Annotated in this window: 14 protein-coding genes; 9 read left to right on the forward strand and 5 right to left on the reverse strand. The window is 71.8% G+C overall.

Going from position 1 to position 16,326, the window contains the following annotated elements; translation table 11 throughout:
• The first annotated feature begins 326 nt into the window (after positions 1-326).
• Together ACZ7EG_RS15655 and ACZ7EG_RS15660 are read left to right on the forward strand one after the other, a co-directional pair.
• Positions 327-1,010, forward strand: a complete 684-nt coding sequence (locus ACZ7EG_RS15655) for a hypothetical protein (protein WP_471077857.1) — start codon at positions 327-329, stop codon at positions 1,008-1,010.
• A gap of 44 nt (positions 1,011-1,054) precedes the next feature.
• Positions 1,055-1,534 (forward strand): MarR family winged helix-turn-helix transcriptional regulator, encoded by a 480-nt coding sequence (locus tag ACZ7EG_RS15660; protein WP_471077861.1) that lies wholly within the window; start codon positions 1,055-1,057, stop codon positions 1,532-1,534.
• Here the strand turns inward: ACZ7EG_RS15660 and ACZ7EG_RS15665 are convergent.
• The gene (locus ACZ7EG_RS15665) at positions 1,531-2,736 is read right to left on the reverse strand and encodes an MFS transporter (protein WP_471077864.1); all 1,206 of its coding nucleotides are present in this window, start codon (positions 2,734-2,736) and stop codon (positions 1,531-1,533) included. The two genes, ACZ7EG_RS15660 and ACZ7EG_RS15665, sit on opposite strands and share 4 nt — an antisense overlap.
• Before the next feature lie 78 nt (positions 2,737-2,814).
• Here ACZ7EG_RS15665 and ACZ7EG_RS15670 point away from each other — a divergent pair, with 78 nt between their 5' ends.
• The 3 genes from ACZ7EG_RS15670 to ACZ7EG_RS15680 all read left to right on the forward strand — a co-directional run bounded on the left by ACZ7EG_RS15670 (position 2,815) and on the right by ACZ7EG_RS15680 (position 5,275).
• Positions 2,815-3,807, forward strand: a complete 993-nt coding sequence (locus tag ACZ7EG_RS15670; RefSeq protein ID WP_471077867.1) for an ArsR/SmtB family transcription factor — start codon at positions 2,815-2,817, stop codon at positions 3,805-3,807.
• A gap of 9 nt (positions 3,808-3,816) precedes the next feature.
• Positions 3,817-4,320: a glutathione peroxidase gene (locus ACZ7EG_RS15675; protein WP_471077870.1), complete on the forward strand. Its 504-nt coding sequence runs from the start codon at positions 3,817-3,819 to the stop codon at positions 4,318-4,320.
• 76 nt (positions 4,321-4,396) lie between these two features.
• The gene (locus ACZ7EG_RS15680; protein ID WP_471077873.1) at positions 4,397-5,275 is read left to right on the forward strand and encodes a MerR family transcriptional regulator; all 879 of its coding nucleotides are present in this window, start codon (positions 4,397-4,399) and stop codon (positions 5,273-5,275) included.
• 108 nt (positions 5,276-5,383) lie between these two features.
• On the opposite strand, the gene ACZ7EG_RS15685 is transcribed toward ACZ7EG_RS15680, so the two are convergent.
• From ACZ7EG_RS15685 to ACZ7EG_RS15695, 3 genes are all read right to left on the reverse strand, one after another.
• Positions 5,384-5,575 carry a DUF397 domain-containing protein gene (locus ACZ7EG_RS15685; RefSeq protein WP_471077876.1) on the reverse strand — a complete coding sequence of 64 codons (192 nt, stop codon included), beginning with the start codon at positions 5,573-5,575 and terminating at the stop codon, positions 5,384-5,386.
• Between the two features lie 197 nt (positions 5,576-5,772).
• On the reverse strand, positions 5,773-6,630 hold the full coding sequence (locus ACZ7EG_RS15690) for a helix-turn-helix domain-containing protein (RefSeq protein WP_107456956.1): 858 nt from the start codon (positions 6,628-6,630) through the stop codon (positions 5,773-5,775).
• 249 nt (positions 6,631-6,879) lie between these two features.
• The gene (locus ACZ7EG_RS15695; protein ID WP_471077879.1) at positions 6,880-7,635 is read right to left on the reverse strand and encodes a GOLPH3/VPS74 family protein; all 756 of its coding nucleotides are present in this window, start codon (positions 7,633-7,635) and stop codon (positions 6,880-6,882) included.
• A gap of 234 nt (positions 7,636-7,869) precedes the next feature.
• Between ACZ7EG_RS15695 and ACZ7EG_RS15700 the strand changes: the two genes are divergently transcribed.
• Together ACZ7EG_RS15700 and ACZ7EG_RS15705 are read left to right on the forward strand one after the other, a co-directional pair.
• Positions 7,870-10,818, forward strand: a complete 2,949-nt coding sequence (locus ACZ7EG_RS15700; protein ID WP_471077882.1) for a D-alanyl-D-alanine carboxypeptidase — start codon at positions 7,870-7,872, stop codon at positions 10,816-10,818.
• 162 nt (positions 10,819-10,980) lie between these two features.
• Positions 10,981-12,891 (forward strand): MFS transporter, encoded by a 1,911-nt coding sequence (locus ACZ7EG_RS15705; RefSeq protein WP_471077885.1) that lies wholly within the window; start codon positions 10,981-10,983, stop codon positions 12,889-12,891.
• A 3-nt stretch (positions 12,892-12,894) separates the two neighbouring features.
• Here the strand turns inward: ACZ7EG_RS15705 and ACZ7EG_RS15710 are convergent, their stop codons facing one another.
• Positions 12,895-13,734 carry a hypothetical protein gene (locus ACZ7EG_RS15710; RefSeq protein ID WP_471077889.1) on the reverse strand — a complete coding sequence of 280 codons (840 nt, stop codon included), beginning with the start codon at positions 13,732-13,734 and terminating at the stop codon, positions 12,895-12,897.
• Positions 13,735-13,819: 85 nt separating this feature from the next.
• On the opposite strand from ACZ7EG_RS15710, the gene ACZ7EG_RS15715 reads away from it, so the two are divergent.
• Both ACZ7EG_RS15715 and ACZ7EG_RS15720 read left to right on the forward strand, forming a co-directional pair.
• Positions 13,820-14,605, forward strand: coding sequence for an SDR family oxidoreductase (locus tag ACZ7EG_RS15715; RefSeq protein WP_471077892.1), 786 nt, complete (start codon positions 13,820-13,822; stop codon positions 14,603-14,605).
• 126 nt (positions 14,606-14,731) lie between these two features.
• Entirely contained in the window at positions 14,732-16,306 is a 1,575-nt protein-coding gene (locus ACZ7EG_RS15720; protein WP_471077895.1) for a sodium:solute symporter family protein, read from the forward strand.
• Positions 16,307-16,326: the final 20 nt, after the last annotated feature.

Below are 16,326 nucleotides of genomic sequence, written 5' to 3' on the forward strand. Positions count from 1 at the left end.
CCGGTCGCGCAGTTCCCCGCGCCCCTGAGTGAGACCAGCACCGTCCGCCACCCGGCCAAGTCCGCCACCACCGCCAGTCGCGCAGTTCCCCGCGCCCCTGAGTGAGACCAGCACCGTCCGCCACCCGGCCAAGTCCGCCACCACCGCCAGTCGCGCAGTTCCCCGCGCCCCTGAGTGAGACCAGCACCGTCCGCCACCCGGCCAAGTCCGCCACCACCGCCAGTCGCGCAGTTCCTCGCGCCCCGGCAAGGCACCCGGCCAACCCCCTGTCACCCGTCCGGGCCGTTCACCTCAGTCCCCCGCCTCCCCCACGCGATAATCAGGGCATGCCCGCACCTCCCCCCGTTTCCGAGCCCGTCGGGCGGCTGCTCGGTGATCTGGTGGTGGTGGGTGAGGGCTACTCCCTCGTTCTCGCCGGGAGCTACGCGGTGCTGGCGTACGGGCTGGTGGAGCGGGCCGGGCGGGACGTGGACGTGGCCACCGAGCACCCGGCCGCGGCGGAGGTCATCGCGGGCGCCGTCCGGACCGGGCTGGTCGGGCGCGGCTGGCTCGTGCAGACCCTGGAGGCCGGGCCGCTGTCCGCCCAGTTCCTCGTCACCGACGCGGCGAGCGGCGCGGAGTGCGAGGTCGCCCTGCGCAAGGAGGTGCTGTGGCGCCCGCCCGTGGCGACGGAGCTCGGGCCGGCGCTCGCCCTCGACGACCTCGTCGGCACCCGGGTGCGGGACCTGGCCGACCGCGGACTCGCGCGCGACCTGGTCGACGTGCACGCCGCCTCGGCCCGCTGGAGTCACCCCGAACTCGAGGAACTGGGCCGCCGCCACGCTCCCGACACGTTCGACCTCACCGACCTCCAGGCCCGGCTGACCGGCACGGACTGGCTCGACGACAGGGCGTTCACCGTCCACGGCGTCGACGCCGCCTCCGTCGCCGGGCTGCGCCGCTGGGCTCAGGAGTGGGCCGACGACATCGCCGAACGCCTCATCGAGGGTGAGGCCCCGAACGAGGAGTGACCCGCAGCCCCGCACGGCGACCTACCGGTCGGTACCCTGACCCGATGGGGAACGGGGCAGCCGGGCAGGTGGGAGTCGTCGCCGCGTTGGTGCGCACGGCGTTCCTGGTCGACGGTGTGTACGCGGAGGCCGGGCGAGCGTACGGACTGACGCCGCAGCAGGGGCAGTTGCTGTGCGTGCTGCTGGCCCGGCCGTACGGGATGAGCGAGTTGGGCGAGACGCTCGGGCTGGCGAAGTCGAGTCTGACCGGGCTGGTGGACCGGACGGTACGGCGAGGACTGGTACTGCGGGAGGCCGACCCGCGCGACGGACGGGCCGTGCGGGTGCGGCTGACGGACGAAGGCGCCGCGCTCGCCGGGGAGTTCTACGCCGAGACCTGCCGTCGTGTGGAGGCCCTGCCGGCCGGGCTGAGCGGCGCCGAGCGGGACCGGCTGGCCGTCCTGCTGTCACGGGTCGTGGTGGACAACGAGGTCCCCGAGGTGTTCGCGGAGGTCACGAAGGTCCGGGTCTCCGGCGTCGACTAGCGGATCCCGTCGCCGGCCGCCCGGCGGACCTTCACCGCCCTGGCCCCCTCCCGCTTCCCCGCGCTCATCAGCAGCAATGTCACCCCCGCCGAGCCCACGGCCATCGCCGTCATCGCCGTAGCCGGGGAGGTCAGTTGGGCTGTCGACCCGGCGAGCGCCGCCGCCACCCCCTGCGTCGTGAGCATCCCCGCCGAGTGCAGCCCCAGGGCGTGCCCCGTGAGCCCGTCGGGGGTGAGGGCGACCAGGCGCTCCTGCTGCACGAGGCTCGCGCCGAACCCCACGGAGGCCAGCGTGACCGCGGTCGCGGCGAGCGGCAGCGCCGGGTGCAGGAGGAACGGCACGTAGGGGAGGGCGAGGAGCAGCAGGAGAGGGAAGCCCAGGCGGGAGCGCAGGTCCGTGGGGAGCACGCGGCCGACCAGCACGTCCCCGGCCAGCATGCCCAGTGCGGCGCAGGCGAAGAGGGTGCCGGCGGAGTCGGGGGCGTAGGAGACGTAGAGGGATTCGCAGCCGACGACCAGGCCGCCCGGGATCCACAAGGCCAGGTAGACCTGGCGGCGGGGAGGGGAGGACCAGAGCAGCGCGTTGGCGCGCCAGGTCGCCGCCACCGAGGGGCGGCCCGCCTCACGGGGCGGGCGGCGGGTCAGGCCGAGGCGGACGACGGCGGCCGACAGGACGTACAGGGCGGCCGCCGCCAGCAGGGCCAGCCGTGGGGAGAGCAGGGCCACGAGGGCGCCGCCGGTCGCGTAGCCGGCGATCTGCATCAGGCCGCTCATCATGTTGAACACCGAACGGCCGAGCAGATAGCCGTCCTTGGAGAGGATCTCGTTGAGCAGGCCCCAGCGCACTCCCCCGCCCACGGACTTCACCAGCCCCTGGGCGAGGACGATCGCGAAGAGCGCCCAGAGGGGCAGGCCGGGCAGGGCCAGGGCGGCGGTGGCCGCGGCGAAGAGGAGCGGCATGGCCGTCAGGGCGGCACGCGGGGGGAGCCGGTCGGCGGCGGAGAGCAGGAAGGCCGCGCCCAGCACCTGCACGAGCGACTCGCCGAACATGCTCACCGCGGACAGCAGCGGTGAGCCGGTCGCCCGGTACACCAGTGTGCCCAGGGCGAGTCCGCCCATGGTCTGGGCGACCGTCTGCGCCGAGGCGGCCAGGAAGAACGGGGTGAACTCGGGCGTGCGGAACAGGTCGCGGTAGCTGCGCATACGTGGAGTCTTCGACGCGTCTGTGCGCGTGGTTATTGTTTCGCGCAGACGCGAAACCTCGCCGGGAGGGGGCGGCCGATGGGCTGGTGGCAGATCAACGCCGACACCCTGGCGGGGAGCCGGTTCGTGATCTCGCCGTTCGCCGAGGCCTTCGCGAGTCTGCGGCTGCTGCACGCGGCCGAGGCGGCGCATCCCGGCGAGCGGCGGTGGCTCGACGCCCATCTGCCGGCCTACCGGCGGCGGCTGGCGGGCGACCCGGTGACCGCGCAGCTGATCCGCGCCGGGATCGGGCGGGAGTGGACGGCGGACTTCCTCTCCCCCGCCCCGCGTGCCGGGGAGACCTTCGAGCAGGGGGTCGCGCGGGTGCGGGCGGCCGACCCGGAGGCGGCCCGCGCCCACCTCACCGTCTCCCTGCGCGGCCCGGTCCCCGCCCGGCTGCACCGGGGCGATCTTCCGGAGCGCGCCGCGGACCTCCTGACGTACGTCTGGACGACGGCCGTGCTGCCGTACTGGCCGCACCGTCGGCGCGTCCTCGAAGCCGATGTGGTCGCTCGGACCGCGCAGGTCAGCCGGGGCGGCTGGGCGAGTGCGCTGGACACGCTGCGGCCGGGGACGCAGTGGCTCGGGGAGAACCGGCTCCAAGTGAACGCGCGCGAGTACCCGCCGCGCGAGCTGTCCGGCGCCGAGCTGGTGTTCGTGCCCATCACGACGCAGCGCATCGGCTGGGTCTCCTGGGAGGGCACGGACCGGTACGCGCTGGTCTATCCGTGTGCCGGGGCACTCGCCGACCCAGGCGGAAGGCCCGTGCCCGCGAGCCTCGGCGCGCTGCTCGGCACCGCCCGCGCCGGTGTGCTGGTCCGGCTCGGCTCACCGCTGAGCACCAGCCAGCTGGTCGCCGTGACCGGGCAGGGCCTCGGCTCGGTCGGCCGGCATCTGCGGGTGCTGCTGGACGCCGGTCTCGTGGAGCGGCGGCGGGCGGGCAGGTCGGTGCTGTACTCGCGGACGGCGGCGGGGCAGGTGCTGGTGGAGGCCACCGAGGCCGGGACCCGGCCCGACACACGCCGGAGCTAGCATCCGCTCATGACGACTAGCAACGGTTCCTCTCCCCTCGACGTCGAGATCGGTGCGCTGCAGGGCGGTTCCGCCGACCTGTCCCAGTACGCGGGCAAGGCGGTGCTCGTGGTGAACGTCGCCTCCAAGTGCGGCCTGACCCCGCAGTACACGGGCCTCGAGAAGCTCCACGAGCAGTACGCGGCGCGCGGCTTCACCGTCCTCGGCGTGCCCTGCAACCAGTTCCTCGGGCAGGAGCCCGGCAGCGCCGACGAGATCGCCGAGTTCTGCTCGGCGACCTACGGTGTGACCTTCCCGATGACCGAGAAGGTCGAGGTGAACGGCGAGGGGCGGCACCCGCTGTACGACCGCCTGACCGGCTTCGCCGACGCCGAGGGCCACAGCGGTGACATCCGCTGGAACTTCGAGAAGTTCCTCATCGGCCGGGACGGCGGCGTGGTGGCCCGCTTCTCACCGCAGACCGAGCCGGACTCGGCGGAGGTCGTGGCGGCGATCGAGGCCCAGCTGGCCTGAAGAGTGCCCACGGTGCGTTGACCTTGCCCCTGGGGCAGGCCGGAGTGTCCTCGTCATCGGGCGGAAGAGCCGCCCGATGACGGAGGATGCCGTGGTGGACGGAACGGACCAGGAACTGCTCACCATCGGGGCGTTCGCCGCGCGCGCCCGCCTGTCGGCGAAGGCCCTGCGGCTGTACGACCGGCTGGGCCTGCTGGCCCCGGCGCATGTCGACGAGGCCACCGGCTACCGCTACTACCGCGCCGGCCAGGTCGAACGGGCCCGGCTCGTGGCCATGCTGCGGCAGCTGGACATGCCGCTCGCCCGGATCGCCGAGGTGGTCGGCGCGGGCGACGGGCCTGCGGCGGCCGGGCTGCTCGGCACCTACTGGGCGGATGTCGAGGCGCGGGTGGCGGGGCAGCGGACGCTCGCCGAGTACCTCCGTGGACGGCTGTCGGGGAGGAGCTCCGAGATGTACGGGAAGTTCGCGGTCGAGACGGTGGAGACGCCCGCGCAGGTGGTGATCTCCGAGAAGCGGCACGTGCTGGCGGACGAGCTGCCGGCGTGGATCGGGGCGGCGCTGGGCCGGCTGGAGGAGGCGGCCCGGGAGTGCGGGGGCGTGGCCGGAGTGCCGTACGTCGCCTACCACGCCGAGGTGTCGATGGAGAGCGACGGTCCCGCCGAGGCGTGTGTGCCGGTGGCCGACGAGGCGGCGGCCCGGGCCTGGGTGGAGCGGCGGGGCCGGGCGTGGGAGACGGTGGTGCGGGTGGAGCCGGCCCGGCGGCTGGCGTACACCAGGATCACCAAGGCGCAGGTGGCGCACCCGCAGATCCTGGCCGCGTTCGAGGCGGTGGAGGAGTGGATGGCGGCCCGGGGGCTGACGGCGGCCGGCCCCTGCCGGGAGCTGTACTTCGCCGACTGGGAGGCGTCGGGGCCCGGGGACCCGGTGTGTGACGTGGCGTTCCCGGTGGGCTGATCTCCCTCGCGGAGCTCTCCGGGCACAAGCGGAGCCCTCTCGGCTAGGACGGCGATGCTGGTCGAGAGGGCTCTGTCGGTGGTGCTTGTGCTGCTGTCGATCGCGGGGTCAGGCCTTGACCGAGTCCACGAAGGCACTCCAGGCGTCGGCGGGAAACGCGAGCTTGGGGCCCTCGGGGACCTTGGTGTCACCGAGCTCCAGGGCCTCGTCGACGGTCGACCTGACCATCACGCACGCGCCGTTGTTGTTGGTGTAGGAGGAGGTCGTCCACGTTTCCGTGGCGCCCAGACGAATTGCCATGTTCGCTCCGTTGCGAGTTGCGTTTACGCCAACCTGTGCTGGTGGTTGGCGTGATCGACGCTACTCGCCACCCTCCTCGTTCGGCGCAGTGATTCACTCGACCGGATGGCATATTCCAGAGGAGTCTTCCAGTCCTGTGTGTCAGGGGTGTAACATCCCGCGCCCTGTCCGACGGAAGGTCATCCTCCGGCTCTTGCTCAGCGCGCGTACTCCTTCGCCACGCGCTCGATGAGCTGCCGGGACTGGTCCACGTTCAGCGACTGGGCGCGCAGATGCTCGTACATCACCGTGTACTTCTGCACGTCCAGCGGCTTCTCCAGGTACAGGTCGCTGGTGACGCCCTCGATGTAGACGACGCTCGAGTCGGCCGCGTCGGCGAACTCCAGGATCGAGTACTGGCCGTTGATGCCGGCGTGCGCACCGACCTCGAACGGCAGGACCTGCACGGTGATGTGGGGCAGCTGCGACATCTCGATGAGGTGCTCAAGCTGTTCACGCATCACCGGCCGGCTGCCGACGATCCGGTGCAGGGAGGCCTCGTCCAGGACCACCCACAGCCGCAGCGGTTCGGTGTCGGCGGTGATCCGGCCCTGCCGGCGCAGCCGCACCTCGACGCGCTTGTCGTTGTCGGCCTCCGACGCCTCGGGCGAACCACCGCGGATGATGGCCTCGGCGTACGCACGGGTCTGCAACAGGCCGGTGATGATCTGGGGTTCGTAGACCCGGAGTGACTCGGCGTCCGTCTCCAGGCCGATGTAGACGCTGTAGGGGATGTCCCCGAAGGCGTGCCACCAGCCCTGCTGCCGGGAGTCCTTGGCCATCTGCATCAGCGAGTCGACGATGCGCTGGTCCTCGACCTCGTAGACCCCGCACAGGTCGCGGACGTCGCGCTGGCTGATGCTGCGCCGGCCGTTCTCCAGCCGGCTGATCTTCGACTGCGACACCAGCAGCCGCTCCGCCACCTCTTCGGCCGTCATGCCCTTGAGCTCGCGGAGCCTGCGGAGCTCCTGGCCGAGCCGGCGCCGCCTGACGGTGGGATTGACATTGGACGCCACGGGACGTGCACCTCCGGCTGCGTGCCTCTACTTTGCGTATCTGCTGCTGTGCAGACTGCCACCAAGGTGCCTACTACCGCTGGGAAACGGTGGATATGCGACGGGTACACGCCAGTTACGGCACGGCACGCCGAGCGGGGCGGAGAGAGTGTGCGCTCTCTCCGCCCCGCTCGACAGCGGCTCCCGTGACCGGGTTCGTGGGTCCCGTGGTGCGTGCCGGTCGTAGGTCTTACGGGCGCGGCGCGCGGCTCAGTGGGCCACTGCGCGCGCCATGGTTCCGTGGCGCGGTTGCATCGGAACGCCTCGGGCGGGTTCCGTTGCGGGCCTGGTTCCGCCGGCGGCCTGACGGCCGGACGGTGCCGGGCTGCGGCGCGGCTGGGCCGCGACGCCGTTCTGGACGTCCATCACCGCGTGCGCGACGAGACCGCCCATGGGGTCGTGCCTGATCAGATCCCTGAGCCGGGAGCGAGAGGAACGTCCCTCGTTGCCCGGGTACAGGTGCTTGCCGAGGCCGACCGCGTGAGCGAGGGCGGCGAGTGCCGCGGTCCGCGGGTCCGGCGGTACGCCGGTGCGGATCGCGGAGTCCAGACGGGATTTGATCTCCCGGCTGATCTCGGTGTCCGTCGCCTGGTAGCGAGTCGTCGGCAGCACTCCGCACATCTGGCCGGCCACGGCATGCACCATGCCGCACCGCTCCAGATGCGAGAGGTAAGTCTGGCGCAGCCCGAGACGCGGCCCGCCAATCCAGTTCACTGCCCGCACGGGAGCGCCACGCCTTCGCAGCAACTCCAACGCGCAGTCCAACGTTGGATCTCCAGTCGGCCGTGGTGCCACCACGGCGATACGATCCCCGTCTGGGGCTATCCGTCCGGCCAGCGCCAGCTCTACTAGCTGTGCTCCGGCCAGGCCGAGGTCGAGCGACTGCGGCTGCGCGGTGGTACCCGTGGTCGGGTCCAACGCCAGCAGCAGAAGCTCCTCCGGAAGTGTTCTGCGGCTCCTGCCCATCCATGCCTCCCCGCGTGGATGAAAGACAGGGTGACCCCTCTCACATTGGTCTGTCGAGGGTGCGTGACCGGTTCGTAGTGGAACCAGTAGGTATGTCGTTCTCGTCTACCGGATGGGTTTGGCCCGCACACAGGACACTGGTACAGGTTCGGACAGCGCCGGGGCGGTGTCACGGACGGCGGTTCACGGTTCGGTACGCGCACGCGGGGAGTGCGGCGCGAGGAGGAGGCATCGGTGGCGGGCGAGTCCCCCGACAGGTCGAAGCAGCGCGAGTCGTCGGCACGAAGGACGTCGGGGAGCGCGAGTCCGGTTCCGGAGGCCAGGAGCGAAGCCGCCGACCCGCGGCTCGCGGTGGCCCGGGACGCGGAGAAGTCCTCGGCACGAGGCGCCGCCGACACGGCGACCCGTGTGCTGTCCACGCGGACGGCGGAGGAGCCGAAGAACTCCGAACGGCCCGAGAGCGACGCGGACGTGGAGCGCGCCGCGGGTGCTGCGGACGCGGAGGGGGTCGCGAGCGACTCGGACGCCGAGGACGCGAGGGCCGATGCCGGGCCGGGAGCTTCGGGCTCCGCCGAGGGGTCCGGGGGCAGGGGCTCCTCCGACGGCGAGGGCAGTGACGGCCGGCTGCGGGATGCCGTGGCCGCGTGGGTCGCGTCGGCGGACGGTGAGAAGGAGACCGCCGCCGAGGGCGACGGCGAGGCTCCTGCGGCCGAGCGCGCGGAGAGGACCGAGAAGGCCGAGAAGGCCGAGAAGGCGGACGCGAGGGCCCAGGAGGCCGAGAAGGCGGGCACGGGGGCCCAGGAGGTCGGGAAGGCGGGCACGGGGGCCCAGGAGGTCGGGAAGGCCGACGCGGGCGCCCAGGGCGGCCAGGATGCCCCCGAGGGCTCCGGAGGGGACGCGGGCGCGTCCGCGGGCCCCGACACGGACGACGAGGACGCCCGGGAAGCCGCAGGGGCGGCGTCCGAGGGCTCCGAGGCGGACCGGGACGACACCGACGAGCCCGAGGCGGACCGTTCCGCCACGGCGGACGGCCAGGACGCCGCGGACACCGCCGAGGCGACGACGTACGAACGGACCGAGGACGCCGAGACCGCGCCCGAGGACGCCGATACCGACGCCGACGCCCCCGAGCGGGCCGACGACAAGGGCCGCGCGCCCGCGGACCCGCGCGTCTCCGCCGACGCCAATTCCGCGCCTGAGGCCGCCGGTGCCGGGAGGAAGGCCGCCGGCACCGCCGCCGCGACCGCCGCCGACGCCGACACTGCCGAGACCGAGACTGCCGAGGACGACACCCCGGCCGACGGCACCGCCAAGGGCGAGCCCGGCACCGGCAAGGCCCCGCAGTCCACCGGCAATACCCCGAAGACCGGCGAAACCACCGGAACTCCCGAGGACAAGCCCGGCACCGGCAGGACCTCGAAGGCCGGCGAAGCCACCGGAGCCCTCGAGGACAAGCCCGGCACCGGCAAAACCCCGAAGACCGGCGGAGCCGTCGGCAGCGTCGACGGCGTGGGCGACGCCGGCGACGACGACGGCGACGCGCCCGCAGAACCCCCCGTCGACCAGCCCACCGCCGTCTTCAAGGTCCTGCGGCCCCCGGTCGATCAGCCCACCACCATGCTGAAGCTCGGGGGCGCGGCCAAGGACCTCCCGAAGTCGGACCTCCCGAAGACGGGTGCTCCGAAGGCGGACGTCCCGAAGACGGACGTCCCGAAGACGGACGCTCCGAAGACGGACGCTCCGAAGACGGTCGCTCCGGAGAAGGACGCCGAGCGGACCAGCAAGTTCGTCGCGCTCAAGGCGTTGGACGACCCGGCGGCCAGGAAGCCGGTCGCGCCGGCCGAGGCCACCGCGCCCGTCCCCACCGTCGGCCCCGAGCGGACCACGCAGCAGCCGCTGCCGCCCAAGCCGCCGCTGGATCTGCTGGCCGAGCTGACGAACACTCCGCCGCCCCCGGACACCCCGCTCCGCACGGCGGCCCGGCGGGTGAAGATCTGGACGCCGCTGGTGCTGCTGCTGGTGGTCGTCTTCGCGGTCGTGCAGAGCGTGCGCCCGCTCCCCACGCCCACCCTGGAGCTCACCGCCAAGGACAGCTACACCTTCGAGGGCGGCAAGGTCGACATCCCCTGGCCCGCCGACGGCCAGGCCGCGCTGGACGTCCAGGGCATCGGCACGTTCGGGTCCTCCGGCGAGCAGAAGCCCGTCCCGATCGCGAGTGTCGCCAAGGTCATGACGGCCTACCTCATCCTGCGCGAGCACCCGCTCAAGAGCGGTGAGGACGGCCCGAAGATCCTCATCGACCAGACCGCCCAGGACCAGTCCGACGCCGGCCAGGAGTCCACCGTCGACGTCACCAAGGGCGACAGGATCACCGAGCGGGAGGCCCTGGAGAGCATCCTGATCGCGTCCGCGAACAACATCGCGCGGCTGCTGGCCCGCTGGGACGCGGGGTCCGAGAAGGGGTTCGTGGAGAAGATGAACACGGCCGCCAAGGAACTCGGCATGAAGAACACGACGTACACCGACCCGTCGGGCCTGAACAACACGACCGTCTCCACGGCCGTGGACCAGGTGAAGCTCGCCAGGGCCGCCATGCAGCAGCCCGCGTTCCGCGAGGTCGCGACGATGATGTCGTACGTCGACTACAAGGGGAAGAAGCACGACAACTGGAACCGGCTGGTCGGCTACAACGACGTCACCGGCATCAAGACCGGCACCACCACCTCGGCGCTCGGCAACCTCGTCTTCGCGGCCAGGAAGGACGTCGACGGCGAGACCCACCGGATCATCGGCGCGGTCGTGCGCCAGCCCGCCGGCGGCCCGGACAACACGATCCTGGGCGCCGCGCTGCACGAGGGCGACAAGCTGATCCGGGCCGCGCAGGGCGCGCTGGAGTCGGCGACGATCCTGAAGAAGGGCGACGTCGTCGGGTACGCCGACGACGGTCTCGGCGGCCGGACGCCGGTCGCCGTCACCGAGGACGTCACGGCCGTCGGCTGGGCGGGCCTGTCCGTCAAGCTGACGTTCGCCGGGGACGACCTGCCGCACACGGCCAAGGCCGGCACGAAGGTGGGCACGCTCACCGTCGGTGACGGCACCACCAGTGCCGTGAAGGTCCCGGTCGCCCTCCAGAAGGACCTGGCGGAGCCGGGCTTCGGGGCCAAGCTCACGCGCATCGGCTGACCCGCGGCTCGACCCGCACCACCGCACCCCGCCGGTGACGGCCCGTCCGGGCGCCGCCCGGCGGGGTGCGTGCTAGCGTCCCGAATCGGGACATGCCGCCGCTCAGGGCGGCGCGGCGGCGTAAGCCGAGAACAGAAGACGGGACACGGGGAGTGCCTTCGAGTGGCCACTGCGGAGCCGACACGCGCAGACGACGCCGAACCGGGCTCGGTATCAGGCCCGCGAATACGCCTGCCCGAAGCACCGGAAGTCGACGCACCGGAAGTCGACGCACCGGACGCCAACGCGTCTGAGGGCAGCGCGCCCGAAGAGAGCGCGCCCGACGAGAGCCGGGCGGGGTTCGAGTGGCCCGCCCCCGTGCTGGCCCTGCGTGAGCGCATGCTGCAACACCCGGTCCTGTCCGTCACGGGTCTGGCCGCGGCGCTGCACATCCTCTGGTTCTTCACGTTCGCGAACAGCGGCGGCGACCTGGCCGCGCAGGACGCGTGGGCGGAGTTCGTCGGCCGGCACCCGGACTCGGCGTACAACCTCGCCTGGTACGGCGGGATGCACCCGGTGTCGTACAGCGTGGTGTCGCCGTATCTGATGTCGGTGCTCGGCGTGCGGACGACGATGATGATCGCGGGGACGGTCTCGGCCGGTCTGCTGACCCTGCTCCTGCTGCGCAGCCGGTCCGTCCTCAATCCGCTGTGGGCGTCGCTGGCGGGCGTGTTCGGGCTGTTCTGCAACGCGGTGTCCGGGCGGGTGACGTTCGGGCTGGGCATGATGTTCGCGCTCGGCGCGGTCGCCGTCGTCTTCTGCTGGCCCTACCGGTGGCGGTACAAGCGCTGGGCGAAGGCCCTGAGCGCGGCGCCGCTGGCCGCGCTGGCCACCATGGCGTCGCCGGTGGCGGGTCTGTTCGTGGGCCTGGTGGCGGTGGCGCTGTTCCTGCAGAAGCGGCGGCCGGGCGCGTGGGCGCTGGGTCTGGCGCCGACAGCGGTGGTGGCGGTGTCGGCCTGGCTGTTCCCGTTCTCGGGCACGCAGCCGATGGTGATCGGCTCCGTGCTGCTGCCGCTCGCGTTCTCGATCCTCACCTACGTGCTGGTGCCGCAGGAGTGGAAGACGGTCCGGCTCACGGCCGCGGTGTACGGCCTCGGGGTCGTGCTGGTGTGGCTGATCAGCTCCCAGATCGGTTCGAACATCACCCGGCTGGCGATGCTCTTCGCCGGGGTCGCGCTGGTCGCCGCGCTGCCGTTCACGGTGCCGCGCAGCCGCAGGTGGTACGCGGCCGTCGTGGCGCTGTGCGGTTTCGGGGTGTGGATCGGCTTCAAGACGGTCGACGACATCGTGCACACGGCCCCGGCGGCGTCCTGGTCGCGTGAGCTCGCGCCGCTCGTCAACGAGTTGCAGCAGGTCGGCGCCGAGAAGGGCCGGGTCGAGGTCGTCCCCGCCCGCTCCCACCGCGAGGCCTCCGCGCTCGCCCCGTACGTCAACCTGGCCCGCGGCTGGAACCGCCAGGCCGACATGGAGCGCAACCCCCTCTTCTACGACGACACGCTCAACTCGGCGAACTACCACGAGTGGCTGAAGCGCTGGGCGGTGCACTACGTCGTGCTGCCGAAGGGCGAGCCGGACGGTGACGGGGGGCAGCGGGAGCGGGCGCTGGTGCAGCGCGGGCTGCCGTATCTGACCCAGATCTGGGGCAACGACACCTGGCAGCTGTTCAAGGTGACCGCGCCCACCCCGCTGGCCGAGCCGAACGCGGTGGTCGACCGGGCCGAGCAGGGCGAGATGATCCTCCAGGTGAAGAAGGCGGGCCGGATCCTGGTGCGCATCCCGTACTCGCCGTGGCTGAGCATCGTCGACGCGGAGGGCAAGAGCCTGAAGCCGCCCCAGGAGACCGAGGAGTCCAGGAACCGTCCCGAGGACGAGCCGAAGACGTACGTGAACGTCAACGGCTGCCTGTCGGAGACGGAGGAGGACGCGCAGGGCGACAAGTGGACGGAACTGCTGGCGCCGAAGGCCGGGACGTACCGTCTGGCGGCGCCGTACCAGCTCCCGCGGGGCACGCCCTGCCCGGAGGAGCTGCGCTGAACCTCAGCGCAGCTCGTTCACGTACTGGTCCGTGCCCGGCACCGTCGGGATGAACGGCGCCACCAGTTCCACCCTGCCCAGGCCCGATTCCGCCACCGCCGTGTCGAGGCCGGTGAAGCAGGGGTCCCAGCACTCCCTGGGGTCGGTCTGGAGGAACCACAGGAGCGTCAGGCGGGTGTCGACGCCCTCGACCTGTTTCACGTAGGTCATGCGGTCGCCGGGGAGGGGTGTCGGGCGGAAGACCGTCACCAGCGCGGCCGGGGAGCCCGCCAGGCGTTCGGGGAGGTGGCGGGTGCGCAGCCACTCCAGGAGCGGGGCGCGTTGCTCGGGGGTGTCCGCCTCGACGACCTGGAGGACCAGGCCCGCGTAGGGGTGGTCGAGGGCGTGGACGTCCCGGGGACCGGCCGCTCCGTCGCGGTACACCGTCGCCTCGTGGTTCTGGAACGCCGTGAGGACGTGCGTGCGGTCGTGGTGGACGCGGGCGTCCCGGTTGAGGCGCTTGTTGATGGCGACCGTCCAGCGCATGTGGTCGTCGTAGCGGCCGGCGGTGATCCAGTACGTGGAGAGGTAGCAGCCGGCGGTGACCGGCTGGGCGACGGCCGACTTCTCGGGGTAGCGCAGGAGCTGGAGGTCCCGGGTCGCCACCCAGCGGCGGCCCGCCTGCATCCAGGGCATGGCCATTGCGCCGGCGTAGTAGTGGTCGTCCTCGTACCAGCGGTTGTACGCGTACTCGTGGCCGGGGTGCGGCTCGACCATGGTGATGAGGGCGTGTCCGGGGTGGGTGCCGTAGGGGCCGACGGCGGCCAGTTCGGCGTACAGCTCGCTGCGGGTGTCCTCGCTCATGCCCTTCCCCTTCGTCGGTGGCTGACCCATACTCTGACGCTCCGTCAGATATAGCGCCAGGGTTCCGGTCCGGGGAGGTCCTGCCATGCCACTGCTCGCGGGGAAGACGGTCGTCGTGTCGGGGGTCGGGGCCGGGCTCGGGCGGCAGGTCGCGGCGGCGGTCGTGCGGGACGGCGGGCGGGCCGTGCTCGGGGCCCGTACGGAGGCGAGCCTGGCGAAGACGGCCGCCGAGGTCGATCCCGGCGGGGCCCGCACCGCGTACCGGACCACGGACATCTCCGACGAGGCGCAGTGCGAGGCGCTGGCCCGGCTGGCCCGGGAGCGGTTCGGCGGGATCGACGCCGTCGTGCACGTGGCCGCGCTCGACAGCTACTTCGGCGGGCTGGAGGACGCCGACTTCGAGTCCTGGCGGTCGGTGCTGGACGTGAACCTGCTGGGCACCCTGCGGATGACACGGGCCTGCCTTCCGTCGCTCAAACAGGGCGGCGGATCCGTGGTGTTCGTCGGGACGCAGTCGGCGGTGGCCGCTCCCTCGCAGGTGCGGCAGGCGGCGTACGCGGCGTCGAAGGGGGCGCTGACGAGTGCGATGTACTCCCTCGCGCGCGAGCTCGGGCCGCACCGGATCCGGGTCAACACCGTGCTGCCGGGCTGGATGTGGGGGCCGCCGGTGCAGGCGTACGTGCAGTTCGCGGCCCGGACGGAGGGTGTGCCGGAGGCGGCGGTGCTGGAGCGGCTGACCGAGCGGATGGCGCTGCCGGATCTGGCCACGGATACGGATGTGGCCGACGCGGTGGCGTTCCTGGCGTCGGACAGGGCACGGTCGATCACCGGGCAGTCGTTGCTGGTCAACGCCGGGGAGCTGATGCGCTGAGTTCATGTGCGTGAACTGCAACCATCACACAGAACTTCTTTACCTCCCTTTGACCTTACGATCACTTGTCGTGTTCACGCGGCAGCGCCCACGATGAGCGCCGGGCCGATCCCTGGGAGGGCGCATATGAACGGTCTCGACTGGGCCGTGCTCGTCGGCTACTTCGCCGTGATGGTCGCGATCGGCGTCTGGTCGCACAAACGTGTCGACAACGTCAGCGACTTCTTCACCGCCGGCGGCAAGATGCCGTGGTGGCTCTCCGGCATCTCGCACCACATGTCGGGCTACAGCGCGGTGATGTTCACCGGGTACGCGGGCATCGCCTACACCTACGGCGTCACGTCCTTCGTCACCTGGTCCTTCCCCATCGCCCTCGGCATCGCCATCGGGTCGAAGCTGTTCGCCCCGCGCATCAACCGGCTGCGCTCCCGGCTCCATGTGGCCTCCCCGCTGGAGTACCTGAAGAACCGCTACGACCTGAAGACGCAGCAGGCGCTGGCCTGGTCGGGCATGCTGCTGAAGATCGTGGACGTGGGCGCGAAGTGGGCGGCGATCGCCACGCTGCTGTCCGTCTTCACCGGCATCTCCCTCAACCAGGGCATCCTCATCACCGGCGGCATCACGGCGATCTACTGCACGATCGGCGGCCTCTGGGCGGACGCGCTGACCGAACTCGGGCAGTTCATCATCCAGTTGCTGGCCGGCATCGCGATGTTCGTGGCGGTCTTCGTCCGCCTCGACGACCACGGCGGCTTCTTCGGCGTCTGGGACTCGCCGGAGCTCCAGGGCCATGAGAAACCGCTGGTCGGGCCGTACGGCACGGTGTTCCTGCTGGCGTTCCTGTTCATCAAGCTCTTCGAGTACAACGGCGGCATGCTCAACCAGGCGCAGCGCTACATGGCCACGCCGAACGCCAAGGAGGCCGAGCGGTCGGCCCGCCTCTCGGCGATCCTCTGGCTGGTCTGGCCGCTGGTGCTGTTCTTCCCCATGTGGATGTCGCCGCTGCTGGTCGAGTCGCAGAAGCCCGACGGCTCGGACTCCTACGCCCTGATGACCGAACAGCTCCTGCCGCACGGTCTGCTGGGGCTGGTCATCGTCGGCTTCTTCTCGCACACCATGGCCATGTGCTCCTCCGACGCCAACGCCATCGCGGCGGTGTTCACCCGGGACTGCGCGCCGGTGATCTGGGCGCGGGCCCGGGCCTGGAACCAGAACCAGGGGCTGCGGGTGGCCCGCATCGCCACGGTCGTCTTCCTCGGCCTGTCCATGGCGGCGGCGACGCAGGTCAACTCCCCCGCCTTCAAGGACATCATCACGGTCGTCATCAAGTGGGTGGCCGGTCTGATGGGCCCGATGGCGATCCCGATGATGCTGGGCCTGCTGCGCGCGTTCCGCCGCTCCGGCCCGACGGCGGCCCTGGTCAGCTGGTCGATGGGCCTGCTCGCGTTCTGGCTGGTGAACTACCCGATCAACTGGAACGTCGAGGGCGGTGTGCCGCTCCAGTACCAGGTGTCGATCCCGCTGGCGGTGTCGCTGGTGCTGTACGTCCTCGTCGGCTACCTCCGGCCGGAGGACACACCGGAGCGGCTGGCGATCATCGAGCGGATCAACACGGACGGGGACGGGGCCGCCGCTGCCGCCGTACCCGCGCCGGCGGGCGGTGTCGAGGACACCGTTGTGCGCACGACGGTGAAGGACTAGCGGCGGCACGGCCGCGACGA

It is taken from the genome of Streptomyces sp. NPDC037100 (genome assembly GCF_055606225.1).